The 17,180-nt window shown below is 33.3% G+C and carries 13 protein-coding genes; all 13 read left to right on the plus strand.

Features of this window, described 5'->3' with window-relative positions:
- Window positions 1-2 precede the first annotated feature (2 nt).
- The 13 genes from queA to aspS all read left to right on the plus strand — a co-directional run bounded on the left by queA (window position 3) and on the right by aspS (window position 17,162).
- On the plus strand, window positions 3-1,025 hold the full coding sequence (gene queA, locus ACMGE9_RS11120) for a tRNA preQ1(34) S-adenosylmethionine ribosyltransferase-isomerase QueA (protein ID WP_414042835.1): 1,023 nt from the start codon (window positions 3-5) through the stop codon (window positions 1,023-1,025).
- A gap of 12 nt (window positions 1,026-1,037) precedes the next feature.
- Complete coding sequence (tgt, locus tag ACMGE9_RS11125; protein ID WP_414042836.1) at window positions 1,038-2,177, plus strand: tRNA guanosine(34) transglycosylase Tgt; 1,140 nt, start codon at window positions 1,038-1,040, stop codon at window positions 2,175-2,177.
- A gap of 9 nt (window positions 2,178-2,186) precedes the next feature.
- A complete protein-coding gene (yajC, locus tag ACMGE9_RS11130; RefSeq protein WP_414042837.1) occupies window positions 2,187-2,462 on the plus strand; it encodes a preprotein translocase subunit YajC in 276 nt (91 codons plus the stop codon).
- A 141-nt stretch (window positions 2,463-2,603) separates the two neighbouring features.
- On the plus strand, window positions 2,604-4,895 hold the full coding sequence (gene secDF, locus ACMGE9_RS11135) for a protein translocase subunit SecDF (RefSeq protein ID WP_414042838.1): 2,292 nt from the start codon (window positions 2,604-2,606) through the stop codon (window positions 4,893-4,895).
- A 110-nt stretch (window positions 4,896-5,005) separates the two neighbouring features.
- On the plus strand, window positions 5,006-6,109 hold the full coding sequence (locus tag ACMGE9_RS11140) for a mandelate racemase/muconate lactonizing enzyme family protein (protein ID WP_414042839.1): 1,104 nt from the start codon (window positions 5,006-5,008) through the stop codon (window positions 6,107-6,109).
- A gap of 72 nt (window positions 6,110-6,181) precedes the next feature.
- Window positions 6,182-7,294 carry an amidohydrolase gene (locus tag ACMGE9_RS11145; RefSeq protein ID WP_414042840.1) on the plus strand — a complete coding sequence of 371 codons (1,113 nt, stop codon included), beginning with the start codon at window positions 6,182-6,184 and terminating at the stop codon, window positions 7,292-7,294.
- A gap of 65 nt (window positions 7,295-7,359) precedes the next feature.
- Window positions 7,360-9,606 (plus strand): single-stranded-DNA-specific exonuclease RecJ, encoded by a 2,247-nt coding sequence (recJ, locus tag ACMGE9_RS11150; RefSeq protein WP_414042841.1) that lies wholly within the window; start codon window positions 7,360-7,362, stop codon window positions 9,604-9,606.
- Window positions 9,607-9,649: 43 nt separating this feature from the next.
- Entirely contained in the window at window positions 9,650-10,171 is a 522-nt protein-coding gene (locus tag ACMGE9_RS11155) for an adenine phosphoribosyltransferase (RefSeq protein WP_414042842.1), read from the plus strand.
- A 120-nt stretch (window positions 10,172-10,291) separates the two neighbouring features.
- Entirely contained in the window at window positions 10,292-12,481 is a 2,190-nt protein-coding gene (locus tag ACMGE9_RS11160) for a RelA/SpoT family protein (protein ID WP_414042843.1), read from the plus strand.
- A 10-nt stretch (window positions 12,482-12,491) separates the two neighbouring features.
- Entirely contained in the window at window positions 12,492-12,944 is a 453-nt protein-coding gene (gene dtd, locus ACMGE9_RS11165) for a D-aminoacyl-tRNA deacylase (protein WP_414042844.1), read from the plus strand.
- Window positions 12,941-13,801, plus strand: coding sequence for an N-acetylmuramoyl-L-alanine amidase (locus ACMGE9_RS11170; RefSeq protein WP_414042845.1), 861 nt, complete (start codon window positions 12,941-12,943; stop codon window positions 13,799-13,801). The genes dtd and ACMGE9_RS11170 overlap by 4 nt, the downstream gene beginning before the upstream one ends.
- A 306-nt stretch (window positions 13,802-14,107) precedes the next feature.
- Window positions 14,108-15,370 (plus strand): histidine--tRNA ligase, encoded by a 1,263-nt coding sequence (gene hisS, locus ACMGE9_RS11175; RefSeq protein WP_414042846.1) that lies wholly within the window; start codon window positions 14,108-14,110, stop codon window positions 15,368-15,370.
- 1 nt (window position 15,371) lies between these two features.
- Entirely contained in the window at window positions 15,372-17,162 is a 1,791-nt protein-coding gene (gene aspS, locus ACMGE9_RS11180) for an aspartate--tRNA ligase (protein WP_414042847.1), read from the plus strand.
- The last annotated feature ends 18 nt before the right edge of the window (window positions 17,163-17,180 follow it).

Consider the following 17,180-nt stretch of genomic DNA (forward strand, 5'->3'; position numbering starts at 1 on the left):
AGTTGGATGTAAATGAATTTGATTTCGAATTACCAGAAAATTTAATTGCACAAACACCATTGTTAGATCGTACTGCGAGTCGTTTACTTGCTTTAAATAAATTAACGGGTAAAATGACGCATACACATTTTAAATCAATTATAGATTATTTAAACCCTGGAGACACGCTTGTATTAAATGATACCAAAGTAATGCCAGCACGCCTTTTCGGTGTTAAAAGTGATACCGGTGCTAAAATTGAAATGTTAATGCTAACGGAACATGATAATGGATGGGAAGTACTGATAAAACCTGCAAAACGTGTTCAAATTGGTACAGAGGTATCATTTGGAAATGGTAAGATTATAGCAACGTGTGTTGATACACTTGAACAAGGTGGTCGTATCATGAAACTGCAATACGATGGTATTTTACAAGAACGTTTAGATGAACTTGGTCTAATGCCATTACCACCATACATCAAAGAAACACTTGAAGATCAAGATCGCTATCAAACGGTATATGCAAAAGCATTAGGTTCGGCAGCGGCTCCAACGGCTGGTCTTCACTTTACTAAAGAATTATTAGCTGAGATTCGTAAAAAAGGTGTTAATGTAACTTATATTACGTTACATGTAGGGCTTGGCACATTTAGGCCTGTGAGTGTTGATTCCATTGAGGATCATGATATGCACAGTGAATATTATGAGATGACAGCAGAAACGGCACGACTGTTAAATGAAACAAAGGAAAGTAATCATCGTATTATTTCAGTAGGAACAACCTCTACCCGTACGCTTGAAACGATAGCAGATGAAAATGGTCTTTTCGTAGCACAGAGCGGTTGGACAGATATCTTTATTTACCCGGGTTATACTTTTAAAGCAATTGATGCTATGATAACAAACTTTCATTTACCAAAATCAACATTAGTTATGCTCGTTTCGAGTTTAGCTACAAAAGAAATTATTCTTAACGCATACAATGAAGCTGTAAAAGAAGAATATCGCTTTTTTAGTTTCGGTGATGCAATGTTTATTTATTAAAGGAGATTTTAAATGCGAGCAGTAACTTATGAACATATAAAAACATGTAAACAATCAGGTGCACGTCTTGGAATAGTACATACACCCCACGGTTCTTTTGAGACACCAATGTTTATGCCTGTAGGAACACAAGCAACTGTTAAGACAATGAGTCCAGAAGAATTGAAAACAATGAACGCTAAAATTATCTTGAGTAATACGTATCACTTATGGTTAAGACCAGGAAGTGACATTATTCGTGAAGCAGGTGGTTTGCATAAATTTATGAACTGGGATCGTCCAATCTTAACTGATAGTGGTGGCTTTCAAGTCTTTAGTTTAAGTGATATGCGAAAAATAGAAGAAGAAGGTGTACATTTTAGACATCATTTAAATGGTTCAAAACTTTTCTTAAGTCCTGAAAAAGCGATGCACATTCAAAATGATTTAGGTTCTGATATAATGATGGCTTTTGATGAATGTCCTCCGATGCCTGCTACATATGAGTATGTAAAAGCAAGTATAGAGCGTACTTCAAGATGGGCAGAGCGTTGTTTAAAGGCACATCAAAGACCACAAGATCAAGCATTATTTGGCATTATTCAAGGTGGGGAATATGAAGAATTAAGAACACAATCAGCGAAAGATTTAGTTTCATTAGATTTTCCTGGATACGCAATTGGGGGATTATCTGTCGGTGAACCCAAACCAGTCATGTATAGAATGTTAGAACACACCACACCATTAATGCCGTCTGATAAACCACGCTATTTAATGGGCGTTGGATCACCTGATGCTTTAATTGAAGGTTCGATTCGTGGTATCGATATGTTTGACTGTGTATTACCGACTCGTATTGCGCGTAATGGAACTTGTATGACAAGCAAAGGTCGTGTCGTTGTAAAGAACGCAAAGTATGAGCGTGACTTCACACCGCTTGATGAGAATTGTAATTGCTACACTTGTAAAAATTATACTAAAGCTTATATTCGACACCTAATAAAAGCAGATGAAACATTTGGTATTAGATTAACAACAATTCATAATTTACATTTTTTATTGAACATGATGGAACAGGTTAGAGAAGCAATTCGTAATGATCGTTTACTTGATTTCAAAGAAGAATTCTTTGAAGCTTATGGTTTAAATGTAGAAAATCCAAAAAACTTTTAGGAGGCAATTATGACACCAGAAATGCAAGCAATTATCATGCAAATTTTACCTTTAGTTGTTTTATTATTTGTGGCATATTTTTTAATGATTCGTCCACAACAAAAACGCACGAAAGCACAGCAAGAATTATTACGTAATTTAAAAAGAGGCGATAAAGTTTCAACAATTGGTGGCTTGCAAGGCACAGTAAAGTCAGTAGAACCAAACTTTGTAACTATCATTGTAAATAATAAAGGTACTGAAATGACTTTCGACAAACAGGCCATTAAGAAAGCAGAAAAATAATAAAATCAATTTAAATGCCGCATTCAAAGTATATATATTTTTACAAAGCTTTAATGTCAACAAAAGTTTCTTTTGTGGTATGATATTGGTATTTATTAAGTATCATATTTGAGGTTAAAATTTGAGTTTCGAGGTGGAAGTGTGAAAAAACGCAGTAGATTAATAGCTTTATTGCTATTAACGATTCTATTATTTAGTTCGATGGGTTTGACTGCTAAAGGAATCATGGAGAAAGTCAACCTAGGTTTAGACTTACAAGGCGGATTTGAAGTTCTTTATAAAGTAGATAAATTGGATAAAGGTGACAAAATTGATAGTGAAGTTGTCAAAGCGACGAGTAAGACACTAGAATCTCGTGTAAACGTATTAGGGGTATCAGAACCTAAAATTCAAATCGAGAATAAAGATAGAATACGTGTTCAACTTGCAGGTGTAAAAAACCAAAATGAAGCACGAGAAATTCTTTCAACAAGTGCAAACCTTACGATTCGCGATGCTAACGATAAATTATTACTATCTGGTAAAGATTTAGTGCAAGGTGGAGCAAAACAAGCATTTGATCAAAACTCAAATGCTCCAGTAGTAACATTAAAATTAAAATCAGCTAAAAAGTTTGGTGAAGTCACAAAAAAAATCGCTAAACAAAATCCTAACATCATGGTTATTTGGATGGACTTTGAAGAAGGGAAAGATAGTTACAAAAAAGAAGTAAAAAAAGAAGAAGCAGGGAAAGAACCTAAATACGTAAGTGCCGCAGGAGTATCTCAAGAAATTAATTCTCAAAATGTTGAAATTTCAGGTGGATTCCAAGGTGAAAAAGGATTAATTCGTGCGAAACAAATTGCTGATTTATTGAATTCAGGTGCATTACCGGTTAAATTAACTGAAGTTTATTCTACCTCTGTTGGTGCACAATTCGGTCAAGATGCGCTAAAAGATACAGTATTTGCATCAGCTATTGGAATTGGTTTAATTTTCTTATTCATGGTTTTCTATTATCGATTACCAGGTATAATAGCAGTAATTTCATTATCTGCTTATATTTGGTTAACGATGATTGCATTTAATACAATTCATGGGGTATTAACATTGCCTGGTATCGCAGCATTAGTGTTAGGTGTTGGTATGGCAGTAGATGCGAATATTATCATGTATGAACGTATTAAAGATGAGTTAAAAATTGGTAGAAGCATTAAACAAGCCTTTCAAAAGGGTACCCAGTCATCATTTTTAACGATTTTGGATGCGCAATTAACGACAGTACTTGCAGCCTTGGTATTATTCTTCTTAGGTCAAAGTAGTGTTAAAGGATTTGCGACAATGTTATTAATAGGTATATTAATGATATTTATTACACAAGTATTTTTCTCAAGATTCTTGTTAAGTTTAGCAGTTAAATCTGGGTTCTTTGATAAGAAGTTCAGCTTCTTTGGAGTAAACACAAAAACACGTCATAACATCTCAGAAGGCATAGACGTTCATGATTTAAAAACACGTTGGGACAAAATCAATTTTGTAAAATTAGCTAGACCTTTACTAGGAGCTTCACTCGCATCAATTATCATTGGTGGTATTATTATCGCTGTATTAGGATTAAATTTAGGTATAGACTTTAAGAGTGGTTCACGCGTGGATGTAAAAGGTAGCGAACCACTTCAAATTGAAACATTAAAGAAAGATTTAAAATCTATTAATTTACCAACAGACAAAATTATCATTAATGAAAATTCTAGTAAAACTGCCGTTTTACAATATAAAGATCCACTTTCGAAAGATGAAATCAAAACGTTAAAAGCAGAATTTAGCAAAAAGTATAATAATGAACCGAATGTAAATACAGTATCAAGTGAGATAGGAAAAGAATTAGCAAAAAATGCTATGTTATCAGTGATTCTCGCTTCTATTGGCATTATAATCTATGTAACATTTAGATTTGAATGGAGAATGGGGTTAACTTCTGTATTATCTTTATTACATGATGCGTTCTTAATCATTGCATTCTTTAGTATCTTTAGGGTTGAAGTGGATGTCACATTTATTGCAGCGATTTTAACTATTATCGGTTATTCAATTAATGATACTATCGTTACTTTTGACCGTGTACGTGAAAACTTACATAAAATGAAAGTGATTACGTCTCCTGCTCAAATAGATGACATTGTAAACAGCTCAATTCGACAAACATTAACTCGCTCAATTAATACGGTGTTGACGGTACTAATAGTGGTTATCGCATTATTATTGTTAGGGGCATCAAGTATCTTCAATTTCTCATTAGCATTACTTGTAGGATTAATCTCTGGGGTATTCAGTTCAATCTTCATCGCTGTACCACTTTGGGGTATCTTAAAGAAACGTCAATTGAAATCGAACGGTGGACGTTTAATAGTATATGAAGAGAAGAAAGCCAATGAGGAAAAAATTTACGTTTAATAAAAAAGGAAAGTCATGTATATGCATGATTTTTCTTTTTTTTGCGTAAACTTCACAAATTTCACTAAAATTTTATTATTATATAGATAACTGTAATTTGGAGGGGTATTATGAAGATTACTAAGATTAAGGGATATTATATAAAGCTACCTTTGAAAGAACCATTCATTATCAATTATGCAACGTATGATAGCATGCATTCAATTATTGTTGAAATTCATACAGATACTGGTCTTGTAGGCTATGGAGAAGGAGTAGCAGACGAACATGTAACAGGTGAAAGTGCAGAGGGGATTTATGCAAATTTAGAATTAATAGCACCACAACTTATTGGAGAGAATCCTTTAAATATTGAAGCAATGCACAATAAATTGGATACAATGATTATTGGTAATCCTGCATTAAAATCAAGTATTGATATAGCTTTATATGATATTTTAGGCAAACAAGCGAATTTACCAATTTATCAATTACTTGGTGGCGAGACGGTTGAAAGGTTAGATTATGCAAAAGTATTAAGTGTAAAGTCAATTGATGAAACTAGAAAAGATATTGATTCATTACTTTTAGCTGGGTATAAAGTGATTAAAGTTAAATTAGGCGGAAATATAAATGATGATATTGAAAAATTAAAACAGATTTTAGACTATATTAAAGATACAGATGCTGAAGTACGTGTAGATTGTAACCAAGCCTGGTCAAATCCAAAAGCGATTGTACAAGCTATAAATACTATACATGATCCAAAGTTAAAGTGGATTGAACAACCGTTGAAATATTATGATATTGATGGTATGAAATATTTATTTGATCACATGAATGTAAGCTTAATGGCCGATGAAATGATTAAAGATGTCAATGATTTAGCAAGGTTAAAAACACCTCACTTTGATTTATTGAATGTAAAATTAATGAAGTGTGGTGGTATACATAATGCTGTAAAACTTATTCGAGTTGCTGAAAGTTTAGGTATTGAATGTCAAATTGGTTCGATGGTTGAATCATCAATTGGTAGTGCAGCAGGTTATCATACAGCAATGGCTTTAAAGAATGTTAAATCGACAGAACTAACAGGTCCACTTTTATTTAGTCAAGATATCGGGGATTTAAAATATGATATTCCGTATGTTGATTTGGGTGAGGCAACTGGTTTAGGAATTAAGATTAATGAAAGAGCCTTAGAATCGTTAACAGTAAAGCAATTTGAGATGTGAGGATTTTGTAAATCACTCGTAATAATTAATAATATTTTTAATATAAAGATGAAAAGTATAAAGGGGATAGAAATGGATAATACAGATTTTCATGACAAGATATTAGATATTAATCGTGAGTTAAATTTAAGAGCAGAAGTGAGTTGGGATGAGGAAAGAACGACAAAATATATCGAGAAGTTGTTTAAAGAAGATTATGAAGTAAAGCGTTTTAATAAGACTGGGCTTTATATTAAAATCCCTGGGGATATTGATAAGACGATTGCATTTAGAAGTGATATCGATGCACTGCCGTATAACTTTGAAGAGGGTTTAAAGGTGATTCATGCATGTGGTCATGATGCACATATGACCACATTAATTGGATTATTATTAAAACTGAAGATAACCAATTACAAGCCTAAATATAATTTGTTATTTATTTTCCAACCTGCTGAAGAAGCAGGTAGTGGTGCTAAATATGTATTACAACATGATATATTAAGTAATGTTGAATACATGTTTGGTATGCATGTACGACCGAAAAATGAATTAAAAGGAAACGAATTCTCAAGCAGTATTCAACATGGCGCTAGTGCAACATTACATGTCGACATTACAACGACTGAGGGACATGCTGGGCGTCCTTGGGAATCAATCAACAGCATAGATGTCGCAATGGATTTAAACCAACAAATCAAAAATTTAAATAATGAGTATGATCGCTCATTCTCGGTTAAAATGACGACTATAGAAACGTTAGGTGGTACTCATAATACTATTCCAGGCACAGTGAACTGTGTCTTTGATGTACGTGCGCAATACAATGATACGATGCAAATATTACAGCATAATATTGATATGATTTGTGAATTGGTACGTGCACAATATGATTGTACATTAAAGTATTATTATACGAGCAATACGGTAGCTGCAGATATTAGTGAAGAAGCAAAGAATATCTTGGCAGAAGTATTAAGAGAGCAACAACATGATTATATTGAAACAATTGTGACACCTGGTGCTGAAGATTTCCATACGTATTCAAATGCGTTACCTAATATTAAAACGACGATGCTTGGTATTGGTTGCAATATGAATCATGGGTTACACCACCCTGAAATGAAATACGATAAAGAATCGATTTTTACTGCTATAAATATTTATTATGATGTGATAAAAAAACTCGATAAAAAATTGGACTAATTTGAGGCATTCATTTTCTAAAATGAATGCCTTCATGTATAATTCAAGAGTGTAGGGGGATTGTTATGAAGAAAATGCAGTGGCAAGTGTCTAGGATAAAAAATACAATTCCTGAAGACTTGATTAATAAATATAAAATCTCTAACATCAATGCAAAAATATTAAATGCACGTAATATTGTAACTGAGCATCAACTTAATGAAATATTCTCTGAAGGTATGATTCATGATCCTTACCTTCTATTTGACATGGAGAAAGCTGTTACGAGAATTAAATTTGCAATAGAGAATAATGAGCCAATATTAGTATATGGTGATTATGATGCTGATGGTGTGACGAGTGTAACGGTGCTCGTAAAGACATTGGAGTCGATGGGAGCAATTGTAGGTTGGTATATTCCTAACCGTTTTTCTGAAGGCTATGGTCCAAATGAAGATGCTTTTCGTCAAGCAGCTGAAGAAGGTGTAAAGCTAATTATAACTGTGGATAATGGAATACAGGGCCATGATGAAATCAAAGTTGCAAATGAACTCGGTATAGACGTAATTATTACAGATCATCATGAAATTGGTGAGACCATACCTGATGCTTTTGCCATTATTCATCCGATGCATCCACATGGGGATTATCCATTTAAACATTTAGCAGGTGTCGGTGTTGCATTTAAAGTAAGTCATGCATTGCTTGGTGAATCAGATGACAGTTACTTACCTTTTGTAACGATTGGAACAATCAGCGATTTGGTGTCAATGACTGGGGAAAATAGAACCATGGTTAAACATGGGTTGAGGATATTAAATCAATCGCCTCCAGTCGGTGTCGCTGCACTTTTAAAACAGGCAAATTATTCAGGTGAAGTGAATGAAGAAACAATTGGGTTTGTCATAGGACCTAGATTGAATGCTGTAGGTCGCTTAGATGATGCTAGAATAGCGGCAGAATTATTGATGATAGATGATAATGAAGAGGCGGTATGGATTGCAGAACAGGTAGATTCATATAACGCTGAAAGAAAAGCGATTGTTGAAAAGATTACGACAGAAGCAATGATAGAAGCTGAAGAAAAAATTAGCAATGGGAATAGATTCTTAGTGTTAGCAAAAGAAAATTGGAATGAAGGAGTATTAGGAATTGTTGCTAGTCGTATCGTTGAAAAATATAACTTACCGACGATTGTCTTGAATATTGATTATGTTAATGACTATGCAAAAGGATCGGCTCGTAGTGTTGAACAGATTTCAATGTATGAAAGTCTTGATCAGGCACGTGATTTAATTACAAAATTTGGTGGGCATCATATGGCAGCTGGAATGACTTTACCGATTGATAATATTGAACAGTTAGAACGCAGCATCAATCTATATATGGAAAGTATATTAGATGAAGCACCCATTACGGCTCAAATCAATATAGATACTATCGTTGATATAAGCGATATATCAGTAAAAAATATAAGTGATATGGATTTATTACGTCCTTTCGGTACTGATTTTAAAGCACCAGTCATAGGATTATTTAATCAGACAATAAGTGATATTAAGCAAATTGGTCAAAATGCGGCACATTTGAAATTTAAAACAATGTCTGACTTAAATTGTTTAATGTGGAAACAAGGAGAATTAATCAATGAGTTTCCAGCAGGAACAGAAGTGAATCTTGCTGGGGCATTACAATTAAACGAATGGAATGGAAATGTTTCTCCTCAAATGGTAGTAACGGCGATGCAATCAGAAGACGTGAAGATGGTTGATTTTCGTAATGCACATCCTAGAAAATTTGCATTTTTAAAGGATGAACAAGTTGCTTATGTAATACACCCAAGTCAAACGAAACTTAATGAATTTTATTATTACTATGGCGAATCTGTGTTTGGACATGATAAAATAGTATTCAGAGACATGCCAGATTCATTTGACAGCTTCAAAAAAACATTTGAGGCAATTGATGCTGAAACAGTATATTTTATTTTTCATAAAAAAAATCAAATTTACTTTGAAGGTATGCCGAGTATCGATAAATTTAAATTATTATTTAAATGCTTTAGAATGAAGCCTGAAATTGATTTAAAAACAGATGGTGGTTATATCATTGATTTATTAAAAGTTAAGGCAGAAACGCTACTCTTTATGTTAGATGTTTACAAAGAGTTAAACTTCATACATCAAACGGATTTAACATTTCGTTTAAATGAGTCGATTCAAAAAGCAGAAATTCAGTCTTCTGAAACGTACAAAGAAAGATTAAACGAATTAAAATTAGAACAGAATTTTTTATTCTCAACATTTGATAATTTAAAATCACAAATCAAGTAGTATAATGAAAAAAATAAATGATACAACCATGGGGGCACTAATAATGGATTTAAAAAAGTATATTGCAGAAGTTAAAGATTGGCCAAAAGAAGGTGTCAGCTTTAAAGATATTACAACATTAATGGATAATGGTGAAGCATATTCTTATGCAACAGATCAAATTGTTAACTTTGCTAAAGAAAAACAAATTGATATTGTAGTGGGACCTGAAGCACGTGGATTCATTATCGGTTGTCCAGTTGCTTATGCAATGGGTATTGGTTTTGCACCAGTTCGAAAAGAAGGGAAATTACCACGTGAAGTGATTCGATACGAATATGATTTAGAATACGGGAGTAATGTATTAACAATGCATCAAGATGCTATTAAACCGGGTCAACGTGTATTAATTACAGATGATTTACTCGCGACGGGTGGTACAATAGAAGCAACAATTCATTTAATTGAACAATTAGGTGGAATCGTTGCAGGAATTGCATTTATTATAGACTTAAAATATCTAAAAGGAATGGATAAATTAAAAGGATACGATGTATTAACATTAGTCGAGTACGATGATGAATAAATAGATTTTGTATAAAAAGATTGGGTAGTAATAAATAGACTCAGTCTTTTTTTATATTTCATTTAAAAATCATATAAATTATAGTATTATTAATACATTATAAAAATAGGTGGTGATAGAATGAACAATGAATATCCATATACTAAAGACGATGTCCTTGCGATGACAAAAGCATACTTATCAGATGAGGATTATCAATTCGTTGTCAAAAGCTATCAACTTGCCGAAAAAGCCCACACAGGTCAATTCCGTAAAAATGGTCTACCATACATAATGCATCCGATTCAAGTTGCGGGTATATTAGCAGAAATGAAACTAGATGGACCAACAATTGTCGCGGGTTTCTTACACGATGTTGTAGAAGATACGCCATATACCTATGAAGACTTAAAGGCAATGTTTAATGAAGAGGTGGCTTATATTGTTGATGGTGTAACGAAATTAGAAAAAGTAAAATATCGTTCTAAAGCAGAACAACAAGCTGAAAACCATCGAAAGTTATTTATTGCTATCGCAAAAGACGTACGTGTTATATTAGTGAAACTAGCCGATAGGTTACACAATATGCGTACACTAAAAGCAATGCCCCATGAAAAGCAAGTGCGTATTGCAAAGGAGACATTAGAAATTTATTCTCCATTAGCACATCGTCTCGGGATAAACACGATTAAGTGGGAATTAGAAGATATTTCATTGCGCTATATTGACAGCATACAATATTTTAGAATCGTGCATTTGATGAAGAAGAAACGTAGTGAACGTGAAGCATATATAGAAAATGCTATTGAAAACATTAATAAAGAAATGAGTATCACTGGTATCAATGGAGAAATAACGGGTCGTCCGAAACACATATACAGTATTTATCGTAAAATGGTTAAACAGAAAAAACAATTTGATCAAATTTTTGATTTATTAGCGATTCGTATTATTGTCAGTTCAATTAAAGACTGTTATGCCGTGCTAGGTTTAGTTCATACATTATGGAAACCAATGCCGGGTCGATTTAAAGATTATATTGCGATGCCTAAACCAAATATGTATCAATCGCTACATACGACAGTTGTTGGGCCTAATGGTGATCCTTTAGAAATCCAAATAAGAACGTATGAAATGCATGAAATTGCAGAACATGGGGTTGCGGCTCATTGGGCATATAAAGAGGGTAAAACACTTGTAAATCCTGATGAAGCAAAGAGTTTAAGTAATATGAGTTGGATGAAAGAAATCGAAGAAACAGATTCAACTTCTCCTGACGCAGAAGCATTTATGGAATCTCTAAAATATGATTTACAGTCAGATAAAGTTTATGTCTTTACACCAGAGAGTGATGTCGTTGAATTGCCAATTGGCGCAGTGCCAATTGATTTTGCTTATGCTGTTCACAGTGAAGTCGGAAATAAAATGATTGGTGCAAAAGTTAACGGTAAAATAGTTCCAATCGATTATGAACTACAAACTGGTGATATTATTGAAATCAGAACCTCGAAACATTCTTATGGACCAAGTAGAGATTGGTTAAAGATTTGTAAATCGGCAAGTGCAAAAAGCAAAATTAAAAGTTTCTTCAAGAAACAAGACCGTTCAAGCAATGTTGAAAAAGGAAAATTCATGATTGAAGCTGAATTAAAAGAACAACGTATAAATATCGATGAAATCATGGTAGATGAAAATATTTCTGTTGTTATTAATAAATATAACTTTACTAGTATTGATGATGTATATGCTGCAGTTGGCTTCGGGGGCTTAACTGCATCTGCTGTGGTAAATAAATTAACAGAACGCTACAGAATAAAAGAAAAAGAGCAAAAGTTAAACCAAGTTCAGGAAGTAAGTAAAACATTAAACGTAAAAAGAGATATTCAAACAGAAACAGGAGTATATGTTGAGGGTATGGACAACATGTTGATTAAATTATCGAAATGTTGTAATCCAGTTCCTGGCGATGCTATTGTTGGATATATTACGAAAGGGCATGGTGTGAAGGTCCATCGTTCTGAATGTCCAAATGTAGTTAATGAGACAGAACGTTTAATTGATGTAGAGTGGGTAAAAGCTAGTGATATTAAAACGTATCAAGTGGATCTTGAAATTACTGCATATGATCGATTAGGACTATTAAATGAGGTCTTACAAGCGGTTAACGCAACGAAAACGAAGCTAACTCAAGTATCTGGTAAGGCAGATATAGATAAAAATGCAAAAATAAACATAAGTATCATGGTGAAAAATGTTACAGAATTAATGCGTGTAGTAGATAAAATTAAGCAGTTAGGTGATATATACACTGTAACTAGGATATTAAATTGAGGTGTAAGGCATGCGTGTTATTTTACAAAAAGTAAAGAAAGCATCAGTGACTGCTGGAGATTATTATCAATCAATAGGCAATGGATATTGTTTATTTGTGGGTATAGGGGTAAATACGTCAGAAGAAGATTTAAAAGTTGTCGCAAAAAAAATTGCTAATACACGAATATTTGAAGATGAAGCAGGTAAGATGAACCTCTCTATACATGATGTTGGGGGTTCAATATTATCTATTTCACAATTTACGCTATATGCAAATGTAAAAAAGGGCAATCGTCCAAGTTTCACAGATGCTAAACCACCGATTATTGCTCAAAAGATGTATGAACAATTTAATGAAATACTAAAGAGTTATGATTTAGAAGTATACCCTGGCGCATTTGGAGAAATGATGGATATATCGTTAATTAATGATGGTCCAGTAACAATTTCTTTTGAAAGTGTTGAGGGAAAAATACAATGAAAAAAATTGATTTAAGACCTTTTCAACGTTCTAGACCATTACGCATTGCTTTTTTTTCATTATTAACGATTATTATTATCATTTTATTATTTTACATATATTCTAAGCAGACTAGTGAACCCACGCAATTATCAATGATTGAAAATGGTTCATTACGTACAGGTCCGCAAGCTTTTTACCCAATTATTTTTGATGTGAAAAAAGGTGAAGACTTCAAAATTTTAAAACAGACGGGCAAGTGGTATTACGTTGATAATGGTGAGAAAAAAGGTTGGATTGCAGGCTGGCATACGAATTTGAATATTAAAAAGGATAAAGTAACTGGTGCAAATCCTTTTAAAGGTAAAGTAATCATGATCGATCCAGGGCATGGGGGGAATGACCAAGGTGCTTCAAGTAAAGATGGAACGATAGAGAAAAATATTACGCTCAGAACAAGTTTAATGTTAAAACAAAAACTTGAAAATGTTGGTGCGAGTGTAATAATGACCAGAAATAATGATGAATATGTAAAGTTGAAAAACCGTAAAGGTGTTGCAGATGTATTTTTAAGTATACATGCAGACGCGCTTGAATCATCGAGTCCACATGGACTGACAGTTTATTATCATCATGAAAATCAAAAAGTTTTAGCGGATACTTTGCATATGGCTATCAATCAAAAAGCCTTACTATCAGACCGAGGTGTACGACAAGATAATTTCCAAGTAATTCGTCAAACGAAGACGCCAGCAGTATTACTTGAACTTGGTTATATTAGTAATCCAACAGATGAAAAATTAATGAATAATAAAGTTTACCGTCAAATTATAACTACGAGTATCGTAGATGGCTTACGTAATTACTTTTTATATTAACTTGACTTTAGTATATTAACTTAGTAATATAGACCTATTCAAACTTAACAACTGCCGTTTTAGTCTATCATTTATAAGAAATTTATTGAATAGAGACATCTATCTTGCTGAAATTAGATGATAAATACTTATAAGATGTAACAATAGATGAGGCTGTGATATGAGAATATCACCGTTTTACATGCGTTAAATGTACTTGAGTGGGTACTTAGTACCAATTAGGGTGGCAACACGGAAAATTTTACGTCCCTTATGCATTATTTATGATGCATAAGGGACGTTTTTATTATTTAAGGAGGAAAATTCATGATTAATATACCAAGAGGGACACAAGATATTTTGCCAACAGAAACTCCTAAATGGCGTCATATAGAGGACAGATTACATGAAATTGCGGCATCATTTAATTATAAAGAAATTCGTACACCTATCTTTGAATCGACAGATTTATTTGCACGTGGTGTAGGTGATACAACAGATATAGTACAAAAGGAAATGTACACATTTAAAGATAAAGGAGATCGTAGTATTACGCTTCGACCAGAAGGTACTGCTGCAGTTGTGAGAAGTTATATTGAGAATAAGATGAATGGTGATGCAAATCAGCCGATTAAATTATATTATAACGGACCAATGTTCAGGTATGAACGTAAACAAAAGGGACGATATCGTCAATTCGTACAATTTGGAGTTGAAGCGATTGGTGCAGAAAATCCTGCAATGGATGCTGAAGTCATTCACATGATTCACACAATATATAAATCTTTTGGCTTGAAGCACATCAAGATTGTATTAAATTCAATTGGAGATATTGAAAGTCGAAATTCGTATAAAAATGCGTTGGTTGATCACTTCGAACCACATATTGAAGATTTCTGTAATGACTGTAAGAATCGATTACACACAAATCCTATGCGTATATTGGATTGTAAAGTTGATCGTGAACAACCATCAGTAAACAATGCACCAAAAATTACTGAATATTTAAATGATTACTCATTAAATTACTACAATGAAGTAAAGCGTTATTTAGATATTCTAGAAATTCCATATGTAGAAGATGCAAATCTTGTTCGTGGATTAGATTATTATACACACACTGCATTTGAAGTAATGAGTGATGCAGAAGGATTTGGAGCAATTACAACATTATGTGGTGGTGGACGTTACAATGGTTTACTTGAGATGTTAGATGGTCCGAAAGAGACGGGGATTGGATTTGCTTTAAGTATTGAACGATTATTATTAGCAATTGAAGCTGAAAATATTGAACTTGATATTGAGAATAGTATTGATTTATATATTGTTACAATGCCTGAAACTGTTGATGCAGGCTTTAAAATATTAGCTCAATTACGTAATAATGGTATTAAAGCGGATATTGATTACTTAAATCGTAAAATGAAAGGCCAAATGAAACAAGCTGACCGAATTAATGCAAAAAATACAATAGTACTAGGATCCAACGAACTTGAGAGTGGTAAAATCAATGTGAAATCTATGGTTACTGGCGAGAGTACTGAAATTGATATTGAAAAATTAGCATTATTTATTAAGGGAGAGAAATAAAATGGAGAAAAGAACGACATACTGTGGCTTAGTCACTGAAAAATATATTAATCAAGAAGTAGTTTTAAAAGGATGGGTACAAAAACGACGTGATTTAGGCGGGTTAATTTTCATAGATTTACGTGACAGAGAAGGTATAGTACAAATTGTATTTAATCCAGATTTCTCTAGTGAAGCGTTAGCGATTGCTGAAACGGTTCGTTCAGAATATGTTATTGAAATTAAAGGTAAAGTGACAGCACGTGATGCGTCTGTTGTTAATCCAAAAATTAAGACAGGAAAAATTGAAGTTCAAGTTGCTGAAATTAACATTATTAATAAATCTGAAACACCTCCGTTCCAAATTGAAGCGGAAACTGATATTTCTGAAGATGTACGTTTAAAATATCGTTATCTAGATTTACGACGTGAACCCCTGGCAAATACATTTAAAATGAGACATCAAATTACACGTGCAGTTCGTAATTATTTAGATGAAGCAGGATTTTATGAAGTTGAAACACCTGTATTAACAAAATCAACGCCTGAAGGAGCACGTGACTATTTAGTACCTTCACGTGTACAAGATGGAAAATTCTTTGCATTACCACAATCACCACAAATCTTTAAACAATTATTAATGATTGGTGGTTTTGATAAGTATTATCAAATCGTAAAATGTTTTCGTGATGAAGATTTACGTGCTGATCGTCAACCTGAGTTCACGCAAATTGATATTGAAATGAGCTTCGTTGATCAAGAAGATGTAATGGCGATGAATGAAGGTATGCTTTCACGAATTATGAAGGATGTAAAAGGCATTGAAATTTCAACACCATTTCCACGCATGACATATGAAGCAGCAATGCGTGATTACGGTATCGATAAACCAGATACACGCTTTGATATGAAATTAAAAACATTAAATGATTTAGCATCAAAAATGGATTTTAAAGTCTTCAGTGAAGCTGTGAAAAATGGAGGAGCAGTTAAAGCAATTGTACTTAAAGGTGTTGCAGATAAATATTCAAGAAAAGACATTGATGCATTACAAGAATTTGCAAAAATTTACGGAGCGAAAGGATTAGCTTGGGTAAAAGTAATAGAAGAAGGGTTGAATGGTCCAATTGCGAAATTCTTTAATGACACGACTACTTCTGAATTACTTGAATTAACTGAAGCGAATACGGGTGACTTAGTTTTATTCGTTGCTGATAAATCATCTGTTGTGAATGCAAGTCTTGCTAATTTACGTAATAAGTTAGGAAAAGATCTAGGATTAATTGATGAGAATAAATTCAATTTCTTATGGGTAACGGACTGGCCATTATTTGAATATGACGAAGACCTAGACCGATATTTTGCGGCACATCACCCATTTACAGCACCTAAACCTGAACATTTAGAATTATTGAAATCTAATCCAGAAGCTGCCGAAGCAAATGCATATGACGTTGTCTTAAACGGTTACGAGTTAGGTGGAGGGTCAATCCGTATTCACAATCAAGAAGTACAAGCACAAATGTTTGAAGCATTAGGCTTTACTAAAGAGGAAGCGGAAAATCAATTCGGTTTCTTAATGAATGCATTTAAATTTGGAGCACCACCTCATGGCGGTATTGCTTTAGGTTTAGATAGAATGGTCATGTTACTTGCAGGTCGTACAAACTTACGCGATGTCATTGCATTCCCTAAAACAGCTTCTGCGACTGACCTATTAACTGAAGCACCAAGTACTGTTGAAACAGCGCAATTAGATGATTTACACATTGCTTTAAAAATTAAAGAAGACGAAAAAGAAGAAACGAAATAGTTGCAATTCATAAAATAT

Source organism: Macrococcus animalis (genome assembly GCF_047425875.1).
Lineage (GTDB): Bacteria > Bacillota > Bacilli > Staphylococcales > Staphylococcaceae > Macrococcoides > Macrococcoides animalis.